The 20920-nt window shown below is 57.2% G+C and carries 18 protein-coding genes; 11 read left to right on the forward strand and 7 right to left on the reverse strand.

Features of this window, described 5'->3' with window-relative positions; genetic code table 11:
* The first annotated feature begins 148 nt into the window (after window positions 1-148).
* The 6 genes from CPH65_RS20725 (at window position 149) to CPH65_RS20750 (ending at window position 6569) form a co-directional block, all read left to right on the forward strand.
* A complete protein-coding gene (locus tag CPH65_RS20725) occupies window positions 149-430 on the forward strand; it encodes a YrhK family protein (protein ID WP_096175599.1) in 282 nt (93 codons plus the stop codon).
* A gap of 130 nt (window positions 431-560) precedes the next feature.
* The gene (gene alr, locus CPH65_RS20730; protein ID WP_096175600.1) at window positions 561-1739 is read left to right on the forward strand and encodes an alanine racemase; all 1179 of its coding nucleotides are present in this window, start codon (window positions 561-563) and stop codon (window positions 1737-1739) included.
* A 74-nt stretch (window positions 1740-1813) separates the two neighbouring features.
* Window positions 1814-3220: a DNA repair protein RadA gene (gene radA, locus CPH65_RS20735; protein ID WP_096175601.1), complete on the forward strand. Its 1407-nt coding sequence runs from the start codon at window positions 1814-1816 to the stop codon at window positions 3218-3220.
* A gap of 131 nt (window positions 3221-3351) precedes the next feature.
* Window positions 3352-3957, forward strand: a complete 606-nt coding sequence (locus tag CPH65_RS20740; RefSeq protein WP_096175602.1) for a CvpA family protein — start codon at window positions 3352-3354, stop codon at window positions 3955-3957.
* Window positions 3958-4239: 282 nt separating this feature from the next.
* Entirely contained in the window at window positions 4240-5763 is a 1524-nt protein-coding gene (gene purF / locus CPH65_RS20745; RefSeq protein WP_096176550.1) for an amidophosphoribosyltransferase, read from the forward strand.
* A 53-nt stretch (window positions 5764-5816) separates the two neighbouring features.
* Entirely contained in the window at window positions 5817-6569 is a 753-nt protein-coding gene (locus CPH65_RS20750) for an SDR family NAD(P)-dependent oxidoreductase (protein WP_096175603.1), read from the forward strand.
* Window positions 6570-6712: 143 nt separating this feature from the next.
* Here CPH65_RS20750 and CPH65_RS20755 read toward each other — a convergent pair whose 3' ends face one another.
* From CPH65_RS20755 to CPH65_RS20765, 3 genes are all read right to left on the reverse strand, one after another.
* Window positions 6713-8641 carry an ABC transporter ATP-binding protein/permease gene (locus CPH65_RS20755; RefSeq protein ID WP_096175604.1) on the reverse strand — a complete coding sequence of 643 codons (1929 nt, stop codon included), beginning with the start codon at window positions 8639-8641 and terminating at the stop codon, window positions 6713-6715.
* Window positions 8642-8709: 68 nt separating this feature from the next.
* Window positions 8710-9153 carry a helix-turn-helix transcriptional regulator gene (locus CPH65_RS20760; protein WP_096175605.1) on the reverse strand — a complete coding sequence of 148 codons (444 nt, stop codon included), beginning with the start codon at window positions 9151-9153 and terminating at the stop codon, window positions 8710-8712.
* Between the two features lie 190 nt (window positions 9154-9343).
* Window positions 9344-11035, reverse strand: a complete 1692-nt coding sequence (locus CPH65_RS20765; protein ID WP_096175606.1) for a LysM peptidoglycan-binding domain-containing protein — start codon at window positions 11033-11035, stop codon at window positions 9344-9346.
* A gap of 270 nt (window positions 11036-11305) precedes the next feature.
* On the opposite strand from CPH65_RS20765, the gene CPH65_RS20770 reads away from it, so the two are divergent.
* Entirely contained in the window at window positions 11306-11917 is a 612-nt protein-coding gene (locus CPH65_RS20770) for a TIGR00730 family Rossman fold protein (RefSeq protein ID WP_096175607.1), read from the forward strand.
* Between the two features lie 56 nt (window positions 11918-11973).
* Here CPH65_RS20770 and rarD read toward each other — a convergent pair whose 3' ends face one another.
* The 3 genes from rarD to cysS all read right to left on the reverse strand — a co-directional run bounded on the left by rarD (window position 11974) and on the right by cysS (window position 16046).
* The gene (rarD, locus tag CPH65_RS20775; protein WP_096175608.1) at window positions 11974-12933 is read right to left on the reverse strand and encodes an EamA family transporter RarD; all 960 of its coding nucleotides are present in this window, start codon (window positions 12931-12933) and stop codon (window positions 11974-11976) included.
* 51 nt (window positions 12934-12984) lie between these two features.
* The gene (gene cimA / locus CPH65_RS20780; RefSeq protein WP_096175609.1) at window positions 12985-14571 is read right to left on the reverse strand and encodes a citramalate synthase; all 1587 of its coding nucleotides are present in this window, start codon (window positions 14569-14571) and stop codon (window positions 12985-12987) included.
* Between the two features lie 80 nt (window positions 14572-14651).
* Complete coding sequence (gene cysS, locus CPH65_RS20785) at window positions 14652-16046, reverse strand: cysteine--tRNA ligase (protein WP_096175610.1); 1395 nt, start codon at window positions 16044-16046, stop codon at window positions 14652-14654.
* A gap of 906 nt (window positions 16047-16952) precedes the next feature.
* Between cysS and CPH65_RS20790 the strand changes: the two genes are divergently transcribed.
* Genes CPH65_RS20790 through CPH65_RS20805 form a run of 4 tightly spaced genes read left to right on the forward strand, consistent with a single transcriptional unit; the run spans window position 16953 to window position 20258 of the window.
* Entirely contained in the window at window positions 16953-17246 is a 294-nt protein-coding gene (locus CPH65_RS20790; RefSeq protein ID WP_096176551.1) for a helix-turn-helix transcriptional regulator, read from the forward strand.
* Between the two features lie 42 nt (window positions 17247-17288).
* Window positions 17289-18779 (forward strand): aminodeoxychorismate synthase component I, encoded by a 1491-nt coding sequence (gene pabB / locus CPH65_RS20795; protein ID WP_096175611.1) that lies wholly within the window; start codon window positions 17289-17291, stop codon window positions 18777-18779.
* Entirely contained in the window at window positions 18776-19351 is a 576-nt protein-coding gene (locus CPH65_RS20800) for an aminodeoxychorismate/anthranilate synthase component II (protein ID WP_096175612.1), read from the forward strand. Before pabB ends, CPH65_RS20800 begins: the two co-directional genes overlap by 4 nt.
* Before the next feature lie 13 nt (window positions 19352-19364).
* Window positions 19365-20258 carry an aminotransferase class IV gene (locus CPH65_RS20805; RefSeq protein ID WP_157747837.1) on the forward strand — a complete coding sequence of 298 codons (894 nt, stop codon included), beginning with the start codon at window positions 19365-19367 and terminating at the stop codon, window positions 20256-20258.
* Window positions 20259-20287: 29 nt separating this feature from the next.
* Here CPH65_RS20805 and CPH65_RS20810 read toward each other — a convergent pair whose 3' ends face one another.
* A complete protein-coding gene (locus CPH65_RS20810) occupies window positions 20288-20764 on the reverse strand; it encodes a CreA family protein (protein ID WP_371359466.1) in 477 nt (158 codons plus the stop codon).
* Window positions 20765-20920: the final 156 nt, after the last annotated feature.

Raw genomic sequence — 20920 nt, forward strand, 5'->3', positions numbered from 1 at the left:
CGTGATGCCACCCTTTTAAAGGGACAGGGCGCATCAACGCCTTGCTGCCTCAATCGCAATATGCTTGCATGGCGCGAACCCGTATCAAGTCCGATTGCGGGTTGGCAATCAGCATCACCCTGCGATCCCGTCTTTAGAGGGCCTAGTCATGAAAATCTTTCAACACGATGCCCCCAACCGATCTAGACAGCACACACAGATCTATGCAGTCTACGAGTTGGCCTATTCTCTGGTGGATTTAGGCGCGGCCCTGCTGTTTATCATTGGCTCGGTGATGTTCTTCTACCATAGCTGGCTAATCCCCGGCACATGGTGTTTTCTGATCGGCTCGGTGCTGTTTGCTGTGAAACCATCCTTGCGCTTTGCCCGAGAAGTGCATTATCTGGTTGTGGGCGACCGAGACGATCTGGCAGACAACACCAGTGACTGAAGCCCCTTTCGCTCATACCAAGCCGTCTCAATAATCGGAAGATGCTCTGGTTTCCTTGATACCCCAAAGGCCTTGTGCTGACCAAAGCGCAAGACAGCTAAAGCTGCCCGAGCCGGAAAGTCGAAATCACATGACGCAGGATCCAATCTCCTCCCGCCTTGCCCCACATGTGAAACATCTGTCTGCTGGTGATGCGGCCATTGCCGGCAGTCTGTTGACCATCGATCTTGGTGCGCTTGAGATCAATTACGCCGATTTGGTCGAAAAGAGCGGCGAGGCCGAATGCTCCGCTGTCATCAAGGCTGACGCCTACGGCACCGGGCTGGAAGAAGCGGCAAAGACCCTGTGGCAAGCCGGATGCCGAACCTTCTTCGTTGCCCATCCTCAGGAAGGCGCCCGTGCCCGCAGCACCCTGCCCGACGCCACCCTTTATGCGCTCAATGGCCTCGTTGGCGATGATACGGACGCCACCATGTCCTACTACCATACGCACCGGGTTCGCCCGGTGCTTGGCTGCTACGAGGAGATCGACCTGTGGTCCCGCTATTGCAGATCAATTGGCGAGGCATTGCCCTGCGGACTGCATTTCGACACCGGGATGAACAGGCTGGGGCTGAGCAAGAAGGCGGCCCACAAATTGTCCGACGCATGGACAACGCAACCGCCCCCCTTCACCCCGACACTCATCATGAGCCATCTGGCCTGCGCCGATGATCCGCACCATCCGCTGAACAGCACGCTGCTTGACCGTTTTCGCGCCATCCGCGCCCTCTTCCCCGACATTCCTGCCTCGCTCGCCAACTCGGCCGGTGTGTTTTTGGGCCCCGACTATCATTTCGACCTGACCCGCCCCGGCATCGCGCTTTATGGCGGTCTGGCGACCAGCAACCGCCCCAATCCCATGCAGACCGTGGTGACCCTGAACAGTCGCGTCCTCTCCACCCGCCACGTCCCTAAGGGACAATCGGTGAGCTACGGCGCGAGTGAAGTCACCAAGCGGGACAGTCGCCTTGCAATCATCAACATGGGATATGCCGACGGCTATCTGCGCACCGGCTCCAGCAGCGACAAGCGCAAGGGCGCGCGCGTCTATATCGAGGGCTATGAGGCCCCGATCATCGGGCGCGTGACCATGGACCTGACGATCATCGACGTCACTGACATACCGGAAGACGCAGTGAAGCGCGGAAGCTGGGTTGAGCTGTTCGGCCCTCACATGCCCATCGACGAAGTGGCTGCAATTGCCGGCACCATCGGCTATGAGCTTCTGACCAGCCTTGGCTTGCGTAGTCTGCGTCGCTATCTATAAAGATAAACCGGTTCCGATTCGATGGCGCAGCATCCCTTGATGCAACGAGCCAGATGCTCAGAAAGCCCCTCCCAATGGCGCGCTCCAAATCCACTTTCGTCTGTCAAACTTGCGGTGCAGTTACCAATCGCTGGGCTGGCCGCTGCGAGGCGTGCGGCGAGTGGAACTCGATCATGGAAGAAAAGGAAGGCGCCGGCATCGGCGGCTCCCCCAAGACCGTCCGCGGCAAGAGCGGCCGAATTGTCGAGCTTGTCTCCCTGTCCGGCCAGGAGCAGCCCGCCCCCCGAATCACAACCAACGTCGCCGAACTGGATCGCGTCACCGGCGGAGGCTTCGTCAAGGGATCGGTTCTCCTGCTGGGCGGAGATCCGGGGATCGGCAAGTCCACCCTGCTCATTCAGGCATCGGCTGCACTGACCAAACGCGGCCACCGCGTGGTGTATATCTCCGGCGAGGAAGCCATCGATCAGGTTCGCCTTCGCGCCGCCCGTCTTGGCCTTGCCAAAGAGACTGTGGAACTTGCGGCCGAGACGAGCGTCGAAGACATTCTGGCCACCCTCACCGCAGGCCCGCCCCCTGAAATGGTGATCATTGATTCGATCCAGACCCTGTGGACCGACAGCGCCGACAGCGCACCGGGAACGGTCACGCAGGTGCGGGCATCCGCACAGGCCATGATCCGATATGCCAAGCAGACCGGCGCAGCGGTGATCCTTGTGGGGCACGTCACGAAGGATGGACAGATTGCCGGGCCACGCGTTGTGGAACATATGGTCGATGGTGTGCTCCAGTTTGAAGGCGACTCCGGCCATCAGTTCCGCATCCTGCGCGCCATCAAGAACCGCTTCGGTCCCACCGACGAAATCGGCGTGTTCGAGATGACAGGCGGCGGCCTCAGTCAGGTTGCCAATCCATCGGCCATGTTTTTGGGCGAACGCAATCTTTCTGCGCCGGGTGCAGCGGTCTTTGCCGGCATGGAAGGCTCCCGCCCGCTTCTGGTGGAAATTCAGGCGCTTGTCGCCCAGTCACCTCTGGGAACACCGCGTCGCGCTGTGGTTGGCTGGGACACAAGCCGCCTATCCATGATCCTTGCTGTCTTGGACGCCCATTGCGGGGTGCGCCTGTCTGGCCATGACGTCTATCTCAATGTCGCAGGCGGCATGAAGATCAGCGAACCGGCAGCAGATCTAGCAGTTGCCGCAGCTTTGGTCTCGTCTCTTGCTGGCGTGGCCTTGCCATCCGAAGCGGTCTATTTCGGCGAGATCAGCCTGTCCGGAGCGATCAGACCAGTCTCCCATGCGCCAACGCGCATCAAGGAATCAGCCAAATTGGGCTTTTCGAGTGCCGTTGTTCCCGAAGGGGTGCTCAAATCCGTCAAAACACCTGAACTCGAACTCTCAGGGCTTGAAGGCCTCACCGATTTGGTTGCACGGATCGCCGTCGGCTCGAACCTCAATCCCACAGACAATCCTGAGGATTGATAACAGGTGCAAAAAACCTTGCTCTTGCCAACTTCGCACCCTATAGAGGGGCAAAGCGGCACTTGCAGTTTTTCGTATGCAGGTGTTAAAGAGCTTTTGCAGTCCAGGCCAGATAACAGGATCGATTTCTGATGCCCATCGAACTCCTAGATGTCATTTTACTTGTCGTCTTGCTGATTTCGGCTTTCCTCGCCATGATTCGCGGCTTCGTGCGTGAAGTCCTTGCGATCGGCGCCTGGGTTGCGGCCGCGTTCGCAACGCTGAAGCTTTTCGACGTGGTTCTGCCGATGGTCACCCCCTACTTGACGCAACCCCTTGTTGCTCAGGCCGCAACGGCTTTGGGGATCTTTCTCATCACACTCATCGTGGTGTCCTTCATCACCATCCAGATTTCCGACTTCGTGCTGGACAGCCGCATTGGCGCCCTTGACCGGACGCTGGGCTTCGTTTTTGGTGCCTTGCGCGGCGCGATCCTGATGGCCGTCGCCCTGATCTTCTTCAACTGGTTCGTTCCAGAGGACAAGCAGCCCAACTGGGTTGCTCAGGCCAAGTCCAAGCCATTTCTCAATGAAATGGGAGACAAGCTGATCAGTCTGTTGCCCGAAGATCCTCAGGAACAGCTGATGGAAAAGATCCGCCAGCAGCGCGAAGGCACGCCTCCGAACGAGGAAGCCAGCTATTCGAACGACGAACGCGATGCCATCGGCGAGATTGCCAGCACCACGGCAAAGCAATAAACGTTGCAATGAATCGCCCTTCTATACATTTGCGTAGCTGACGAAGCCGCATGGGTATGGTAGGAACACTCCATGGAATTGGCGGGTATGTCCCGCCATTCTTCGTTTGTAGATCAGTGCATCCATTTTGCGCTCAAAAGCGCAATTGGTGCTCTCATCAGAAGATCAAATGACACCACGACATCCCTCGGGTTCCCCTATTCGATCGGAGCAGTCGGGTTTTTGAAGGACTTCTCGCCCATGTCTGAACAGAGACAAAACCCCACGTCTCAAGACTTCTCAATGATTGAAGACGACAGCTCGGCCTCCGCTGCGCTCTGCGCGTCGGAATCAGGTTCCTCCTCTGAGCTTCATCAAGACGACGACTGGAACGGCGAAGGAGATACGCTGCACGAGGAATGTGGCGTGTTCGGTATTGTTGGCGCGGATGATGCCGCCGCCCTCACCGCTCTGGGCCTGCATGCGCTGCAGCACCGCGGTCAGGAGGCTGCCGGCATCGCCACATATGATGGCGAGCATTTCCATCTTGAACGCCGTTTTGGCCTCGTGGGTGATAATTTCTCCAATTCGGACGTGCTTGAGCGCCTGCCCGGCAACGTCTCGATCGGTCACAACCGCTACTCGACCGCAGGCGGCGCTGGCCTTCGGAATGTCCAGCCTCTGTTTGCTGAGCTCGAAGGGGGCGGCATCGCCGTTGCCCACAATGGCCAGTTTACCAATGCCATGACCCTGCGCCGCTCGCTGATCAAGCGCGGCGCGATTTTCCAGTCCACATCGGACTCCGAGGTCGTTCTCCAGCTGATTGCCAAGAGCCGCGAATCCGACATCATCGACCGCTTCATCGACGCCATCCGGCAGATGGAAGGCGGCTATGCTCTGGTTGCCCTGACGCGCAAGAAACTGATTGGTGCCCGCGACCCGCTGGGCATCCGTCCGCTTGTGCTTGGTGATTTGAACGGCTCACCCGTGTTTGCCTCAGAGACCTGTGCTCTTGACATGATCGGTGCGAAATTCGTGCGCGAGGTCAAGAACGGCGAAGTCATCGTTTGCACCAAGGAAGACGGCATTCGAAGCTTCCATCCTTTCGCTGAACGCCCCGCACGGCTGGATATCTTTGAATATATCTATTTCTCCCGGCCCGATTCCTTCATCGCCGGTCGCTCCGTCTATGAAGTGCGCAAATCGCTGGGTGCCGAACTGGCCAAGGAATGTCCGCTCGATGTGGACGTGGTCGTGCCCGTGCCCGATTCCGGTGTGCCTGCCGCTCTTGGCTATGCGCAGGAAATCGGCATCCCGTTCGAATTGGGCATCGTCCGCAACCACTATGTGGGACGAACCTTCATCGAGCCGACCCAGCAGATCAGGGCCCTCGGGGTCCGTCTCAAGCACTCCGCCAACCGCTCTCAGGTCGAAGGCAAGCGCATCGTGCTGGTCGACGACAGTCTGGTGCGCGGCACGACTTCATCCAAGATTGTTCAGATGATGCGCGATGCTGGCGCCAAGGAAGTGCATATGCTGCTGGCCAGCCCGCCGATCACCCATTCGGACTTTTATGGCATCGACACGCCCGACCGCAAGAAACTGCTCGCCGCCCAGATGAACTTGGAAAGCATGCGCAAATATATCGGAGCGGATTCTCTGGGCTTTGTCTCGATTGATGGTGTCTATCGCGCCTGCGGCTTTGACCGCCGCAATCCCGATGCCCCCCAGTTCACGGATCATTGCTTTACCGGCGACTATCCGACAGATCTGGTTGATTTCGAGGGCGAAGAAAATCATCGCGCACCGGGCCTTCTCAAGGACTAGGGCCGGTGCCGCGTTGGCACAGACTTGAAGAGATAAGGGAAGGACCCAAGCACATGACCGAACAACGCCTCAAGGATCGTCTGGCCGTCGTCACAGGTGCCTCTCGCGGGATAGGCTGGCACGCGGCCCTTGCTCTGGCGCGCGAAGGCGCACACGTGATCGCCATTGCCAAGACCGTTGGAGCACTGGAAGAACTGGATGACGAGATCCAGAAAATGGGTGGCTCGGCCACCCTCGTTCCGTGTGATCTGATGGACTACGACGCCATTGATCGTCTGGGCGCGGCAATCTTTGAACGCTGGGGCAAGCTCGATATCCTGTTCGGCAATGCCGGTCTTCTTGGCGCGGTCACGCCCATCGGACATCTCGATCCGGTGAAGGATTGGGACAAGGTGCTTGGTGTCAATCTCACCGCCAACTGGCGGCTCATTCGTTCGCTTGACCCGCTGCTGCGTCAGTCAGATGCGGGTCGTGCGCTCTTCATGACCTCCGGTGCCCCCCATAAATGCAAACCTTTCTGGGGCGTCTATTCGGTCTCCAAGGCTGGCCTTGAAGCGCTCGTACGGACCTATGCCGGAGAAACCGAAAAGACCAGCGTTGGCGTGAACTGCTTCAATCCGGGGCCTGTTCGTACAGGCATGCGCGCCAAGGCAATGCCGGGCGAAGATCCGATGACCCTGCCGCATCCCAGCGAACTTGCACCCTATATCCTCGATTGCCTCTTGCCAGAATGCAGCGACAGCGGCCGCATGTATGATTTCCCCTCCAAGAGTTGGAAAGATTACGGCAGCCCGGTAATCGACTAGCCCAAACGCTGTCTCGCGCGACTCGCAAGAGTTGCACCCGCGAGCCAACAGCTGGCATTGAGCCGAAATAATCCCGAATCAATCTCTAAAGAAGCCCCATTAAGAGTCTGTCTTAATGGGGCTTTCAAAATATGTTCCATAACCTATTCGGCGACTTCTAGTTCAGCACCGCGACCGGGCAGGTAACCGGAGCGATCACTCTCGACCGCCTTGCGCAGCCGCTCCTCGGCTTCGCTGGCCTCGCGCTGACGATCCCACATCGAGGCATAAAGTCCCTTCTGTTCCAGAAGTTCGGCGTGACGTCCGCGCTCGCGAATGCCTCCATCCTCAAGCACGATGATTTCATCCGCCCCGATCACCGTCGACAATCGGTGAGCGATCACCACCGTCGTCCGGTTTTGTGACACCTTATCCAGCGCCGTCTGAATTTCCTGTTCGGTATGGCTATCGAGCGCCGACGTTGCCTCGTCGAGAACGAGGATCGGCGGAGCCTTGAGGATGGTCCGGGCAATGGCCACGCGCTGCTTCTCGCCGCCTGACAGCTTCAGCCCCCGCTCCCCAACCTCGGTATCGAACCCGGCGGGAAGGCGCGCGATGAAATCGGACACCTGCGCCATGCGAGCCGCTTCGACAATCTCCTCACGGCTGGCATCAGGACGCCCATAGCCGATGTTGTAGGCGATGGTTTCGTTGAACAGGACCGTGTCCTGCGGAACCATGCCCACATTCTGACGCAGGCTGTGCTGCTCTATATCGCGCAGATCCTGTCCATCAATCGTGATGGACCCACTCGTCACATCATAAAAGCGGAACAAAAGGCGCGATATCGTCGATTTACCTGCCCCGGACGGCCCGACAATCGCGACCGACTTGCCCGCTGGCACTTCGAAACTGATCCCCTTGAGAATCGGCCTGTTGGCATCATAAGCGAAATGCACGTCATCAAACCGGACGGTCCCGCCTTTAACGTCAAGCGGCTTGGCATCGTCCTTGTCCGTCACCTCGGGCGCTTCGCGCATCAGCTCGAACATGGATTCCAGATCCACCAGCCCCTGCTTGATCTCGCGATGCATGGAGCCGAAGAAGTTGAGCGGAATGGCAAGCTGCATCAACAGCGCATTGATCAGCACGAAATCACCGACCGTCTGCGTTCCGGTCATCACCGCATGGGCCGACAGCGCCATGCACAGCGCCATACCCGTCGAGAAAATAGCGATCTGGCCAAAGTTCAACCACGTCAGCGACACCCAGGTGCTGATTGCGGTTTTCTCATAGACCTTCATCGACTGGTCAAAGCGATGCGCTTCGCGCTCTTCGTTGCCGAAATACTTCACGGTTTCGAAGTTGAGCAGACTGTCGACGGTCTTTGAGTTGGCGTCATTGTCGGATTCATTCATCTGGCGGCGGATGTCGATGCGCCAGGCCGTTACCCGCACAGTGAAGGCGACATAGAGCGCCACCATGGTCACGACGATTACCAGATAGATCACATCGAACTGGAAGGCGATGACGGCAGACATCATCACGAACTGCAACAAGGTGGGAACGGCATGCAGAATGGTGTGACGCACCACCCCTTCGATGCCGCGCGTCCCGCGCTCGATGATCCGAGACAGCCCGCCCGTGCGCCGCTGCAAATGGAACCTGAGAGACAGGTTGTGCATGTGGCGGAAGGTCTTGTTGGAAAGATTGCGCACCGCATGCTGCCCGACCCGTGCAAACAGGCCATCCCTGAGCTGATCAAAGCCCACATTCATGATCCGGCCCAGGCCATAGGCGGCCACAAGCATGATCGGCACACTAAGCCAGCCCACGGGGCCCACGCCATCAGGCGCAGCGGGATCTGACAGGGCATCCGTCGCCCATTTGAAGGCATAGGGCGTCAGAACATTGATCAACTTGCCCAGAAACAGGGCGCTTAGAGCAAAAGCAACGCGTTTTTTGAGGTCTGCCCGATCTGAGGGCCAGATGTAGGGCCAAAGATTGCGCAGGGTTTGAAGCGACGAGGCTTCCGCGTCAACCGACGCTCCAGTGCGCACGTAAGGCTCACTGGCATATCTAGAACTTCTCATTATGACTTGGTCCTGAGGTCTTCCCCGGCAATCGACGCATGGTCATAGGCATCGATCAGCCATTGGGATTAATCTGCATGGTTTTTGAGGCTCCGATCGTGGAGCCCCTTGAAGAAAGCGCTGTTGGCGCCGAAAAACTGGTCCAGTCGATCAAAATCGACTTTGTAACGACTCTGCTGCCCGGCGGTTTCCAAATGAATGAAACCGCATTCCCTGAGCACCTTGAGATGCTGGGAAACGGTCGACTGCGCCAACGGCAGGGTAGAGCAGATATCGCCACAGCAATGGCTGTTCTGAGAGCTGAGCTTCTGGAGGATCATCAGGCGGGCGGGATGGCCAAGGGCCTTGAACCCGCGGGCCAAAGGATCGAAATGATCACAGCACTTCTGATGCCCTTTCGGTCCTGGGCCATGATGCGCTGTGTCTTCAGCTGCACTGACGCTCACATCCGCCAGATCGATGGTGACTTGATCCACCGGATTCTGATCGCAGCAGCCGTTTCTTTCGCCCATCTCTCCCTCATCTCATCTATCGTGTTTGTACGATGAATAAGGGATCCGGGATCACTTTGCAAGGTTTCATCGAAAAAATACGATGAAACAAAAACCCGAACGGCCCGAAAATCACTCTCCGGGCCGTTTGAATTCTTGACTGTTGAACGAAACGAGTGGACGACGGTCCGCTCGTCACTCAGGCGCGCCTTTACTCGGCGGCATCCTGATCGAGCATCGCGGACTTATCGCTCTCATCGGGCGACTCGACCGCATCAAAATTGTTATCCCAACCGTCCTCGCCCTGCGGCAACTTGAAAACCTGTCCGGGATAGATCCAGTTGGGATCGCGGATCTGATCGACATTGTTGTCAAAAATCGTCGAATACCGAATGCCCGCACCATAAACCCGGCGCGCAATCTGCCAAAGATTGTCACCGCGTCTGATGATGACCTTGCGCGTCTTGACGTCGGCCAACTCGGCATCAGCACTCATCGACTTGGCTGTATCGTCGCTAACACTGCTCTGTGCCTGATCCTTCTCAACATCGGCATTGCTTTCGGCAGACGCCGACACGATCGCCTCAGGCGCCGCCTTGGAGAAGGACACTTCCGCACGCTTGGTAACAGCACCGGTGACAGGATCAATGAGATCGACACGCGCCTGATGATCACCAACCTCCAGATCAAGCTCGCCATCAAACAGGAACCGACCCGTCACGCCGCTACGACTGTCCGAAATGGACTGGTTGTCGACATAGAGGCGAACCACAGATCCGGCAGGTTCCGCCGCACCGGCAACAAACAGGGTGTCACCTTCGATTTCAACCGCTTCGATGGAAACCATAGATGGTAAAGCCGGCGCTGGGGTCTCTTCTGACTGAGCCTTGGGCTCTTCAACCTTGGCAACTTCGGTCGGCTCAGCCTTAGGCTTTGCCTCCGCTGCTGGCGCATTCGTTGCCGCAGTGCCTTCCGAACCGCTTTCGGCCGTTCCTGTGCTGTCTGCATCGGAAGCAACCGTCTGCTCTGTCTGTTCTGTCTGTTCTGTCTGGGCAGGTGCCTCTTTGGCGACAGGTGCAGTCCCTTCGTTGTCAGTGTCCGTGGTCTTTTCCACCTTGGCCACTTCAATAGGTTTGGACGGATCCTCGTCAGGTTCTACAACATTGGAGAGCACGCGAGAGGCCTCACCCGGCTTTGTCTCAAGGACAAGCAATTCACCCTTGCTTTCCTCGGGCATGGCCACCGTCACATTGCTTTCCGATACAATAGTTTTACCGCCATCTGCGGATTTCGCAGCAAGCGACAGATCGGACACACCCTGCTCGAGCGGTTTTTCAAGCATCATCACCCAGTCGCCATTGGCATCCGCCTCGGCCTGTGACAGAACCATGTCGCCATTCTTGAGCTCAACCGTCCACCCCGGGCTTGCCTTGCCAGCAACGAGAGTTTGACCATCCTGCTCAACACGCACGATATCAAAGCTGGGCTGTGTACCCGTTGCCGCGTCGCTTACTTCTTCGGTTGCATCGGGGCTTGAAACGGATCCGCCATCGGGAATCCCAACCGCGTTGCCTTGATCGCTGGGCGCAGCAGCAACCGGCTCCGCCGCTGGTTCGCTGGACATCTCATCGGTTTTGGAAAGGCTCGCGACATCGGTCGTGCTTTCGTCCAAAACCGGTGGTTCAGATTGAGGCTCGGCAGCATTTTCAGCAGTATCATCGGTTTTTTGGGGTGCCGAATTGGCCGGCTCGGTGGGTAGATTGGTTTTACTTACCGTTGCCACAGGGGCCTTCGGCTGAGGATCTTTTGCACCAATCCCCAATTGGTCACCGAATACAAAGATGCCGACAACGACGGCGATAACACCACCACCTAGGGCAAGAAAAGGAGCTGCAGATTTCATGCTTCAGTCACACTTCTGTTTAGCCATCCCGGGGTTGAGCATCAGTCTTTTCCAACAGGTTCATGCATGAAGATTTTCTCTCTTCGCATGATTTTTCTTGCTGTTTTTTCAAAGGCCAGTCACGATTGCATACCCACACACGCCGCGGAATCGAAGAATTTTATTCTTATCCTACAGACAGGTAGCCTTTTTTAAGGATTCGAGCAAGGCTGCGCGGCTAATTGCCTTTACTGGCGCAACCCATTTTGAACCGAACGCAACAGAACGAACATGGCTTTACTGAAAAAAATTTGCGTATACTGCGGATCCGGCGCCGGCATTGACCCCGCCTACTCCAACGCTGCCAAGGTGCTCGGACGCTCCATGGCCCGCAACTCTATCGACCTTGTCTATGGCGGCGGCTCAATCGGCCTGATGGGCATTACCGCGAAAAGCGTGCTCGATCATGGTGGCCAAGTGACAGGCATCATACCATCTTTTCTGCAGGAACGCGAGGCGATGCTGGACGAGGTGCAGGAGCTGATCATCACCGAGGACATGCATGAGCGCAAACGCAAGATGTTTGAATATGCTCAGGCATTTGTGGCACTGCCCGGCGGCATAGGCACCCTTGAAGAGCTTGTCGAAATGCTCACATGGGCGCAATTGGGACAACACAAGAAGCCGGTTCTGCTGGCCAATATCAATGCCTTCTGGGATCCCCTGATAAGCCTTCTGGACCATATGCGCGAAGAGGACTTCATCCGCAGTGGCATGGATGTTTCGTTCCTCTCCACATCCGATCCCGAAGAGATCGTTCCCCTGCTGATCGAGGCCTGCAAGGATTTGCCGGATGATCTGCTATCGCAATCCACCGATGCACCCGATCTCAACCGCTTCTAGAAAGACTTTCAAAGGGCTCGCCGCAGGCCGGTCGGGACGTTCGACTTTTCCACATTTTAAACCTGCAAAGCCGGCGGGCGCGGTTCCCTGCGTCTGCTCCGATAGGCGTCATAGGAATAGATCAACACCGACAGCCAGATGAGACCAAAGGTAACCAATTTGCCCGCTGGCACAGTCTCGTTGAGCAAGAACACCGCCACGAGGAACTGAAGCGTCGGGTTGAGATATTGCATGATTCCGATTGTCGACATCCTGAGCCGCCGCGCCGCCATGGAAAACCAGATCAGGGGAAAGGCCGTCAGAATCCCGGTTATCAGAATGAGAACGCTGATCATCGGATCTGAAAGGCTGAGATGTCCCAACCCTGACGATTGCAGATAAACAACATAGACAAGCGCGAAGGGCGCAACGATGATCAACTCGATCAACAGCCCCAGATTGGCTCCAACCGGAACAATCTTGCGCAGATATCCATAGCTGCCGAATGTAAAGGCCAGCAGCAGTGAAACAATCGGTATCGTCCCCAACAGAATTATCTGCAGGGCAATGGCGAGGAACGCAATGACAATGGCCACGAGCTGCAACCGCGAGGGACGCTCTGATAAAAGCAGATACCCGGTCGCCACATTGACCAGAGGCACGATGTAGTAGCCAAGGCTTGCCTCTGTTGCCCGGCCATGGCCGACTGCCCACACATAGGTGAGCCAATTGCCGCTGATCAGAAATCCTGTCAGCGCGAGAATGCCGAACACCTTGGGTTGACGTAGCGCAGACCAGACCTCTCTCCAGCGACCGAGCAGCAAAAACCAGATCGTCATCATGGCCAACGACCAGACGATCCGGTTGGCGACCACTTCCACGGACGGAACTTCGGCCAGAAGCGAAAAATACAGTGGGAACAAGCCCCATGAGCCATAGGCAGCAAGCGCAAAGAACAGACCGTTGCGCGTCTCCTTGGTAGAATCAGCTGAGAGAGCGGACGCGGTTCCGCCCAGATTGATGGGGTCTTGGCTCATGGCGCTTCAATTCCGGCCCGCTGAACAACACGCTCCAGCAACGGCACTTTATCAGGGGTATTTGAAAAGCTTATAGGTGATGGAATCCACCAAAGCCTGGAAGGAAGCATCCACGATATTCTCGGAAACCCCAACTGTAAACCAGCGATGCCCATGGCCGTCGCGACTTTCGATGAGAACACGCGTGATTGCGCTCGTGCCACCATTGAGGATACGCACCTTGTAGTCTATCAGCTCAAGGTTCCGTATCTTGTCCTGCAACGGCCCCAGATCCTTGCGCAAGGCAAGGTCGAGCGCGTTGACCGGGCCCTGCCCTTCGGCGACGGACATTTTGCGCACCCCATCAATGACGAGCTTCACGACCGCTTCAGACTGGGTGACCAGATCGCCGCTCGAATCAAAGCGCCGCTCCACGCCAACGCGGAAACTCTCAACTTCGAAATAGCTCGGCACATGGCCCAAATGACGACGCGCGAGCAATTCCAGAGACGCTCCGGCCCCCTCATAGGTGTAGCCATTCGCCTCGCGTTCCTTGACGATGGACAGAAGGTCTGGCAGGCGCGGATCACTCTTGTCGACCTCAATTCCCATGCGCCGCAATTCATCAAGCAGATTGGACAGCCCCGCCTGATTGGACACCAGCACCCGACGACTGTTGCCGATCTCCTTGGGGTCAACATGTTCATAGGTGTGCGGATCCTTGAGCAGCGCGGACGCATGAATCCCGGCCTTGGTCGCAAAGGCACTCGCCCCGACATAGGGTTGATGCCGATCCGGGGCGCGGTTGAGCAATTCGTCAAATCCGCGCGCAATGCTGGTCAGGCTGGCAAGACTATCGTCAGAAACCCCGATCTCGAACCGGCTGGCAAACTCTGGCTTGAGCTTGAGCGTCGGGATCAGCGAGACCAGATTGGCATTGCCGCAGCGTTCCCCAATCCCGTTGAGTGTACCTTGAATCTGGCGCACCCCTGCCCGCACGGCGGCCAATGAATTGGCCACGGCCTGTTCGGTGTCATTGTGGGCATGGATGCCAATGTTGCTGCCCGGCACCCGATCGAGCACATCGGTTACAATATCGAAGACTTCGTGCGGCAGGGTGCCACCGTTGGTGTCGCACAGCACGATCCAGCGCGCCCCGGCTTCATAAGCGGTTGTCACACAGGCGAGCGCATAATCCCGGTTGGCCTTGTAGCCATCGAAGAAATGCTCGCAGTCCACCATGGCTTCCTTGCCTGCAGCCACGGCGGCCTTGACCGACTCGGTGATGCCTTCAAGGTTTTCCTCGTTGGTACAGCCAAGCGCCACATCGACATGATAATCCCAGCTCTTGGCGACATAGCAGATCGCATCGGCAGGCGACTGCAACAGCGCCTGCACACCGGGATCATTGTCCACCGACCGCCCCGCCCGTTTGGTCATGCCGAAAGCAGTGAACATCGCCTTTTCGGTGCGTTTCTCGGTGAAGAACTGATCATCAGTCGGGTTTGCGCCGGGATAGCCCCCTTCCACATAGTCGACACCCAAATCGTCCAGAATGCCTGCAATGGCGATCTTGTCTTCAACGCTAAAATCAAGGCCGTTGGTCTGGGCACCATCGCGAAGGGTGGTGTCAAACAGGTAAAGACGTTCTTTTGCCATCAGTCTGGTCCTGGGTAAGATTGAGTGTCATTGATAAAGAGGCCGGAACACTGTCGCGCCCCGGCCCATTGGTCTCATTGCTAGCGTTCAAGCGTCCAACTTGTCTCGAACACCCCGGTTTCCTTGTTTTTGCTGTCCATGAGCACAACACCCATGGCAACAAGGGTATCGCGCAAGGCATCAGACTTGGCAAAATCCTTGCTGTTGCGCGCGTCCAGCCGTTCGTCAACCAAGGCCTGAATGGCCGCCTCGTCAACGTCAGCCGATCCTTTGGGGCGCCAGTTGGCCCAATCCGCTGGATCCTGAGCCAGCACACCGAACAATTGCTGCAAGGTCGCCTTCAGCGTTGCCGCAGCCTCATCATCTCCACCCTGTGCCTTGGCACGCAGGGCATGCAGTTCGGCAATTGCCTTGGGCGTGTTGAGATCGTCAGCAAGCGCAGCAACAACCGCATCGGAAGGCTCGGAAGGCTCGACGCCAGCGGTCAGCACATACCATTGATCGAGCATGCGCTTGGCATCCTTCACCCCTTCGGCAGTCCAGTTGAACGGCTTGGCGTAATGGGTGGTCAAGAGCGCAAGGCGGATCGCTTCCCCCGGCCACTGGTCAATGAGATCATGCACGGTGGTGAAGTTGCCCAGAGACTTGGACATCTTCTCGCCTTCCACCTGAACGAAGCCGTTGTGCATCCAGACATTGGCCATGCGCTTGTTGCCATGGGCGCAGCAGGATTGGGCGATTTCGTTTTCATGGTGCGGAAAGCTCAGATCGACGCCGCCGCCATGGATGTCAAACGTTGCTCCAAGATGCTTCTCACTCATGGCCGAGCATTCGATATGCCATCCCGGACGCCCCGCACCCCATGGGCTGGGCCAGCTTGGCTCGCCTTCCTTTGAGGGCTTCCACAGAACGAAATCCATGGGATTGCGCTTGTAAGGGGCCACTTCGACACGGGCACCGGCAATCATGTCATCGACGGATCGACCGGAAAGCGCGCCATAATCCTTCATGCTGTCGACCGCGAACAGCACGTGTCCTTCAGCAGCATAGGCATGGCCCTTTTCGATCAGCGTGCCGATCATCCGGAGCATCTCGTCGATATGCTCGGTTGCCCGCGGCTCGACACTCGGGCGCATCGCACCCAGTGCATCCATGTCCGCATGATAGATCGCGGTGGTTTCATCGGTGAGCGTACGGATTGAAATGCCCCGTTCGGCAGCGCGCGCATTGATCTTGTCGTCGACATCCGTGATGTTGCGAACATAAGTGACATGCTCTTCGCCATAAACATGACGAAGCAGGCGGAACAGCATGTCGAACACCACGACAGGACGGGCATTGCCGATGTGAGCGGTGTCGTAGACGGTAGGCCCGCAGACATACATGCGGACATTGTCCACATCGATCGGCGTGAAAACCTCTTTCTTCTTCGTCAGACTGTTGTGGAGCGTCAGCTGCACATCATGCTTGGCCATAAACCCAATTCCTCTTTGCCCGCCCAATCGGCGGGATATCCAGACAAGAAACGCACGTCAGGGCGCAAAGCACCCCAAACAACCGCACATCAGGCGTTGGCCGGAATTCGTTTCTCGATTTGTCGGGGATGAGCGAAACGGCACCAGCCAGCGAGATGCTAGTGGATAATAATCGAACCAATAATGCAGCAGTTGGTCAGAACGTCCGTTTTCATGGCGCCACAATGGCCAAATTGTCAGGGCGCGTCAACCGCAGATTCCCTCAAACCAGAGCTTTTCGTTCCGCTATCCACGTGGCATTCCCACCCCGGCGCATTCATTTAGATGAACTCAACATGAATGCCTGTCTCAGACTTCATTCACACGGCCCGCGCTAATGTGTCTCTACCAATCGGGCGATGCCTGAAAAGACTGGGTCCGTCGCGATGGATGAGCGCAGATCCGTCCTTTAAGGCCAGACACATTCGAATACGGCAAAGACCCCATCCCAAAGACATCTGATGTCTTAACCAGTCGCACCCACTCTTTGCCGCATGGAAGCTCCTGACAGATTGCTGTCGGGAGCTTTTCCAGTTTCTGGGGCCGGGTTTTCCGGCATAACGCTGCACCGGATCTCCCTGGTTTCATTTCTCGTTTCAAATTGACGTCCAAAAGGATTACCTTACGGAAGGGAATCAAAGGGCGTACCGGTCCACATCCGGCCGTCCGAACAGACAGCTTCAAGCGGATCCAGTTTCACGCAATGAAAAAGGGTTCACTATTGGTAAGAAAATATTGTAGTGTCAGACCCACTTATTTTATCTGTGGGCTGGTATTCTAGGCTCTAGAGCATAATCTGGACAACACGTAGCAAATTTAATGGTCTCACGAACTGACATGGTCCATGCGACCTTCTCGGAAACAAACATGAATATTCAAGATCTTGAAAAAAACTCTGAGGAAGCCGCAAGCTTTCTGAAACTTCTGGCTTCTGGCCCAAGACTTCTCATTCTTTGTCAACTCATCGAAGGAGAACAGAACGTCGGCACTTTGGCAGAAAAGACCGGATTGCGGATGACGACCGTGTCCCAGCACATGGCATTGATGCGCGCTCAGAGCATCGTGAGCACCCGCCGCGAGGGCACAACGATCTTCTACTCGCTCGCTAGTCCTGTCGTCGAAGAAGTTCTTGCAGTCCTTTACAAGGGGTTTTGCGCCTAGTCTCAATCGGCATACCCCGGCTCACAAGCGAAGACGGTCCACATGGCGCCAGTTATTGAAGAAGTTGCCTTTTTCGATCCGGCCTGTTGCCTTCCGGGCTTGTCGGGAGAGGCGCACCTAAGCTTTATTGACAGCGCTGCGCCGTCTCAGCGGCTGGGTCGATACAGCTTTCTGTCCTTCTCCCCATTTGGCATCTTCAAGGTTACCGGCGGGATTGCGCACTGGAACGACGAGCCGCTGGACGGACGCCCCTTCCCTGCCCTCAAGACCCTGCTCGAACGCTTCCCCCTCTCACCTTCAGACGACGGTCTCCCGCCCTTTCGCGGTGGTGCGATGGGATACATTGCCTATGAAGCGGGGGCCCTTCTGGAGCGCTTGCCAAAACTGCCAATTTCGACAAAACACGGCCCCGAGATGGTGCTGCCCTTCTATGATGTCGTTCTGGCCATCGACCATTTTGCTCCGTCCGAACAGGGAACAACGCGCCCCCGTAGCTGGGTCATATCAACCGGCTTTCCGGCAGAAGACAGCGAACGCGGCAACCGCGCCAAGGAGCGTCTTGACTGGTTCATCAAAAGGCTCGAAACCGCCCGTCAGGCCCATTTACCTCAATCACCACCGGCCATTCGCGGCTGGTGCTCGAACCTCTCCCGCCCCGCGTTCAAAGCCGCGGTTGAGCGCACACGGGAGTATATCCGCAACGGCGACATCTTTCAGGCCAACATCACCCAGCGTTTTTCCGCCCCCCTGCCAGACGCGCCGGAGGCAACGCCCCTCGCCTATTACTTGAGCCTGCGCACTCACAACGCCGCTCCCTTTGCCGCCTATCTTGATTGCGGCGACCACGTTGTCGCCTCCACTTCCCCCGAGCGCTTTCTCACACTCGACACGCAAGGCAACGTCGAAACCCGGCCCATCAAGGGCACGGCACCGCGTATCCTTGACGATCCGGCAAAAGATCGCGCCGAAGCCGAACAGCTGGCAAAAAGCGAAAAAGATCGTGCTGAAAACACCATGATCACCGATCTGATGCGCAATGATCTGTCGCGGGTCTGTCGGGCGGGCACCATCAAGGTGCCTGAGCTTTGCTGCGTCGAAAGCTATGCCCGCGTGCATCATCTGGTCTCCACCGTCACGGCTGAGATGAAACCCGGTCTTGGGGCTGTCGCCCTCATCGGGGCTACCTTTCCGGGCGGCTCGATCACGGGTGCGCCAAAAATCCGCGCGATGGAAATCATCACCGAGCTCGAACAACTGCCAAGACGGGTCTATTGCGGCTCAATCGGCTATATCGGTTTCGATGGAGCGATGGACATGAACATCGCGATCCGGACCATGTTGTTCGAGGAGGGCCGCGCCCAGTTCAATGCCGGGGGCGGCATGACCATCCTGTCAGATCCCGACGCGGAATATGAAGAGAGCCTTCACAAGGCAGCCGCGATTTTCAAGGCGCTCGGTACGTCAGTCGAGGACGAGCGGTACAATCTCGAAACCAGTCACGAGGGCGACCAAGAGGATGGAACGGCGCGATGATCCTCATTCTCGATAATTACGATTCCTTCGTCTACAATCTCGCCCGCTATTGCGAGGAACTGGGCGAGGCCGTCACCGTCTACCGCAATGACGCCCTAGGGTTTGACGACATCGCTCGCCTCGAACCCGACGCCATTCTCCTGTCTCCCGGACCCGGGCGCCCAGAAGACGCCGGCATCATGATCGATTTGATCAAGACCTTCTCCAGCAGGTTGCCCATCCTCGGGATCTGCCTTGGCCATCAGGCCATCGGGCATGCCTTTGGTGCGAAGGTCGTGCGCGCAAAGGAGCCGATGCACGGCAGGGCCAGCATGCTGGTCGAGACATCTGGGCCCCTTTTCGCAGGCCTGACAAACGCAGGCAAAGTGGGGCGCTATCACTCCCTCATCATATCCGATGAAGACCGCCCGGCGAGCCTTGAGGTAACCGCTCGCTCGGAGCGTGGTGAGATCATGGCCCTCAAGCATGCGACACACCCCACATACGGGCTTCAGTTTCACCCCGAATCCATCCTCACCGACCATGGCTATGCCATGCTGCAGAACTTCCTCAAGACCATTCAATCCCGATAAGGCCCGCGAAGACATGTCCAATTCTACCCCGCTCCCGTATCTCGCCATCAGCATCAACGGCCAACTGTTTCAAGGCGAAGAGATTGACAATGCGGGGCTTTCGCCCACTGATCGCGGAGCGCTGCTCGGAGATGGCTTGTTCGAAACCCTACCGATCCTGCAAGGCAGAGCCCTCTGGTGGGACAGACATTGCCGCCGGCTGGCGGATGCAGCCAACAGCATCGGCCTCCCCCTCGACATCGATCACATCGATGAAATGGTCAAGCAAATGCAAGGGGTCGCTGGCGGGGCCAACTGTGCACTCCGCCTCACCGTGACACGCGGTGTGGGTGGACGCGGCCTGTCGCTCCCAGAGGCTCCCGCGCCGACCATCATCTGCAGTCTCAGCCCTCTGGCGGTCAACTTTTCATTTCAGGATGTACGCCTTGCGACAAGCACCATCCGGCGCAATGAACTCTCTCCGACTTCGTCGCTCAAGAGCCTTGGCTATCTCGACAATATCCTTGCAACCCGGGAGGCCCAGTCAAAGGAGGCCGACGACGCATTGCTGCTCAACACGCGCGGCAATGTCGCCTGCACCACGATCTGCAATCTCTTCATGCTGATGGGTGATCGCCTCATCACCCCACCGGTTCGTGACGGTATCCTGCCCGGTATCCTGCGTGAGGTGCTGCTTGAGGAAGCCCCGGCCCTCGGATTGAGTGTTGAAGAGGCGTCGATCGAGCCCGAGCAATTGAAAAAGGCTGATGGCCTTTTCCTGACCAACAGCCTTCGAATCATGCGCCGCGTCACCCATCTCGATGGCAACGCTGTGGGAGACACTTCAACGCCAGATGACACAATTACGCGCCTGCAATATCACCTGCGTGATCTGATCATCACCCAAACCGGGATCGCTCTGGGTTAAGGAACCGGCGGCGAGCCGCTTTCGCAGTCCTAGTCGTCCAACCAGTCGGCACAACGGGGCGCTTCTGCGCCACCCCACGGCATGATCGGCACGGTAGACGTCGAGTTTTTCGGGCTACCCTCGATCAGCTTGTCCGAATAGATGAGATAGACCAGAACATTACGCGTCTTGTCACAGCCGCGCACGATGCGGGTCTTCTTGAACAGGATGGACCGGCGGGTGCGGAACATTTCATCGCCCTGCTCGAACTTTTCCTTGAAAGACACCGGCCCGACCTGCCGACAGGCAAGCGACGCGTCCGAGACTTCTTCGGCAACACCGAACATCCCCGAAAGCCCGCCCTTTTCAGGTACAGTAAAGTGACAGGCAACCCCATCGACCAGCGGGTCATCAATGGCATAGGTGGCGAGCTTATGGTCCGGGGTGAGAAACTTCCAAACTGTGGACTTCTTGAAAATCAGCTCTGGCTCTTCTGCTGCAAGAGCGCTTGATGCGATGATGGTCATGGACAGAAATGCGGCCAAAAAGCTGGCAGCGATGGTGCGAAGCATAGTCAAACCCCGTTTAAAATCGATTGGAAGCCTTTTCGGCCTTGAAAGGGACAGTCCCAACGGGCAACCAACAGCGTCAATCCGTTGAACCCGCTCACTGTGTCGTGATTA

This window comes from Cohaesibacter sp. ES.047, assembly GCF_900215505.1.
In the GTDB taxonomy this organism is placed as follows: domain Bacteria; phylum Pseudomonadota; class Alphaproteobacteria; order Rhizobiales; family Cohaesibacteraceae; genus Cohaesibacter.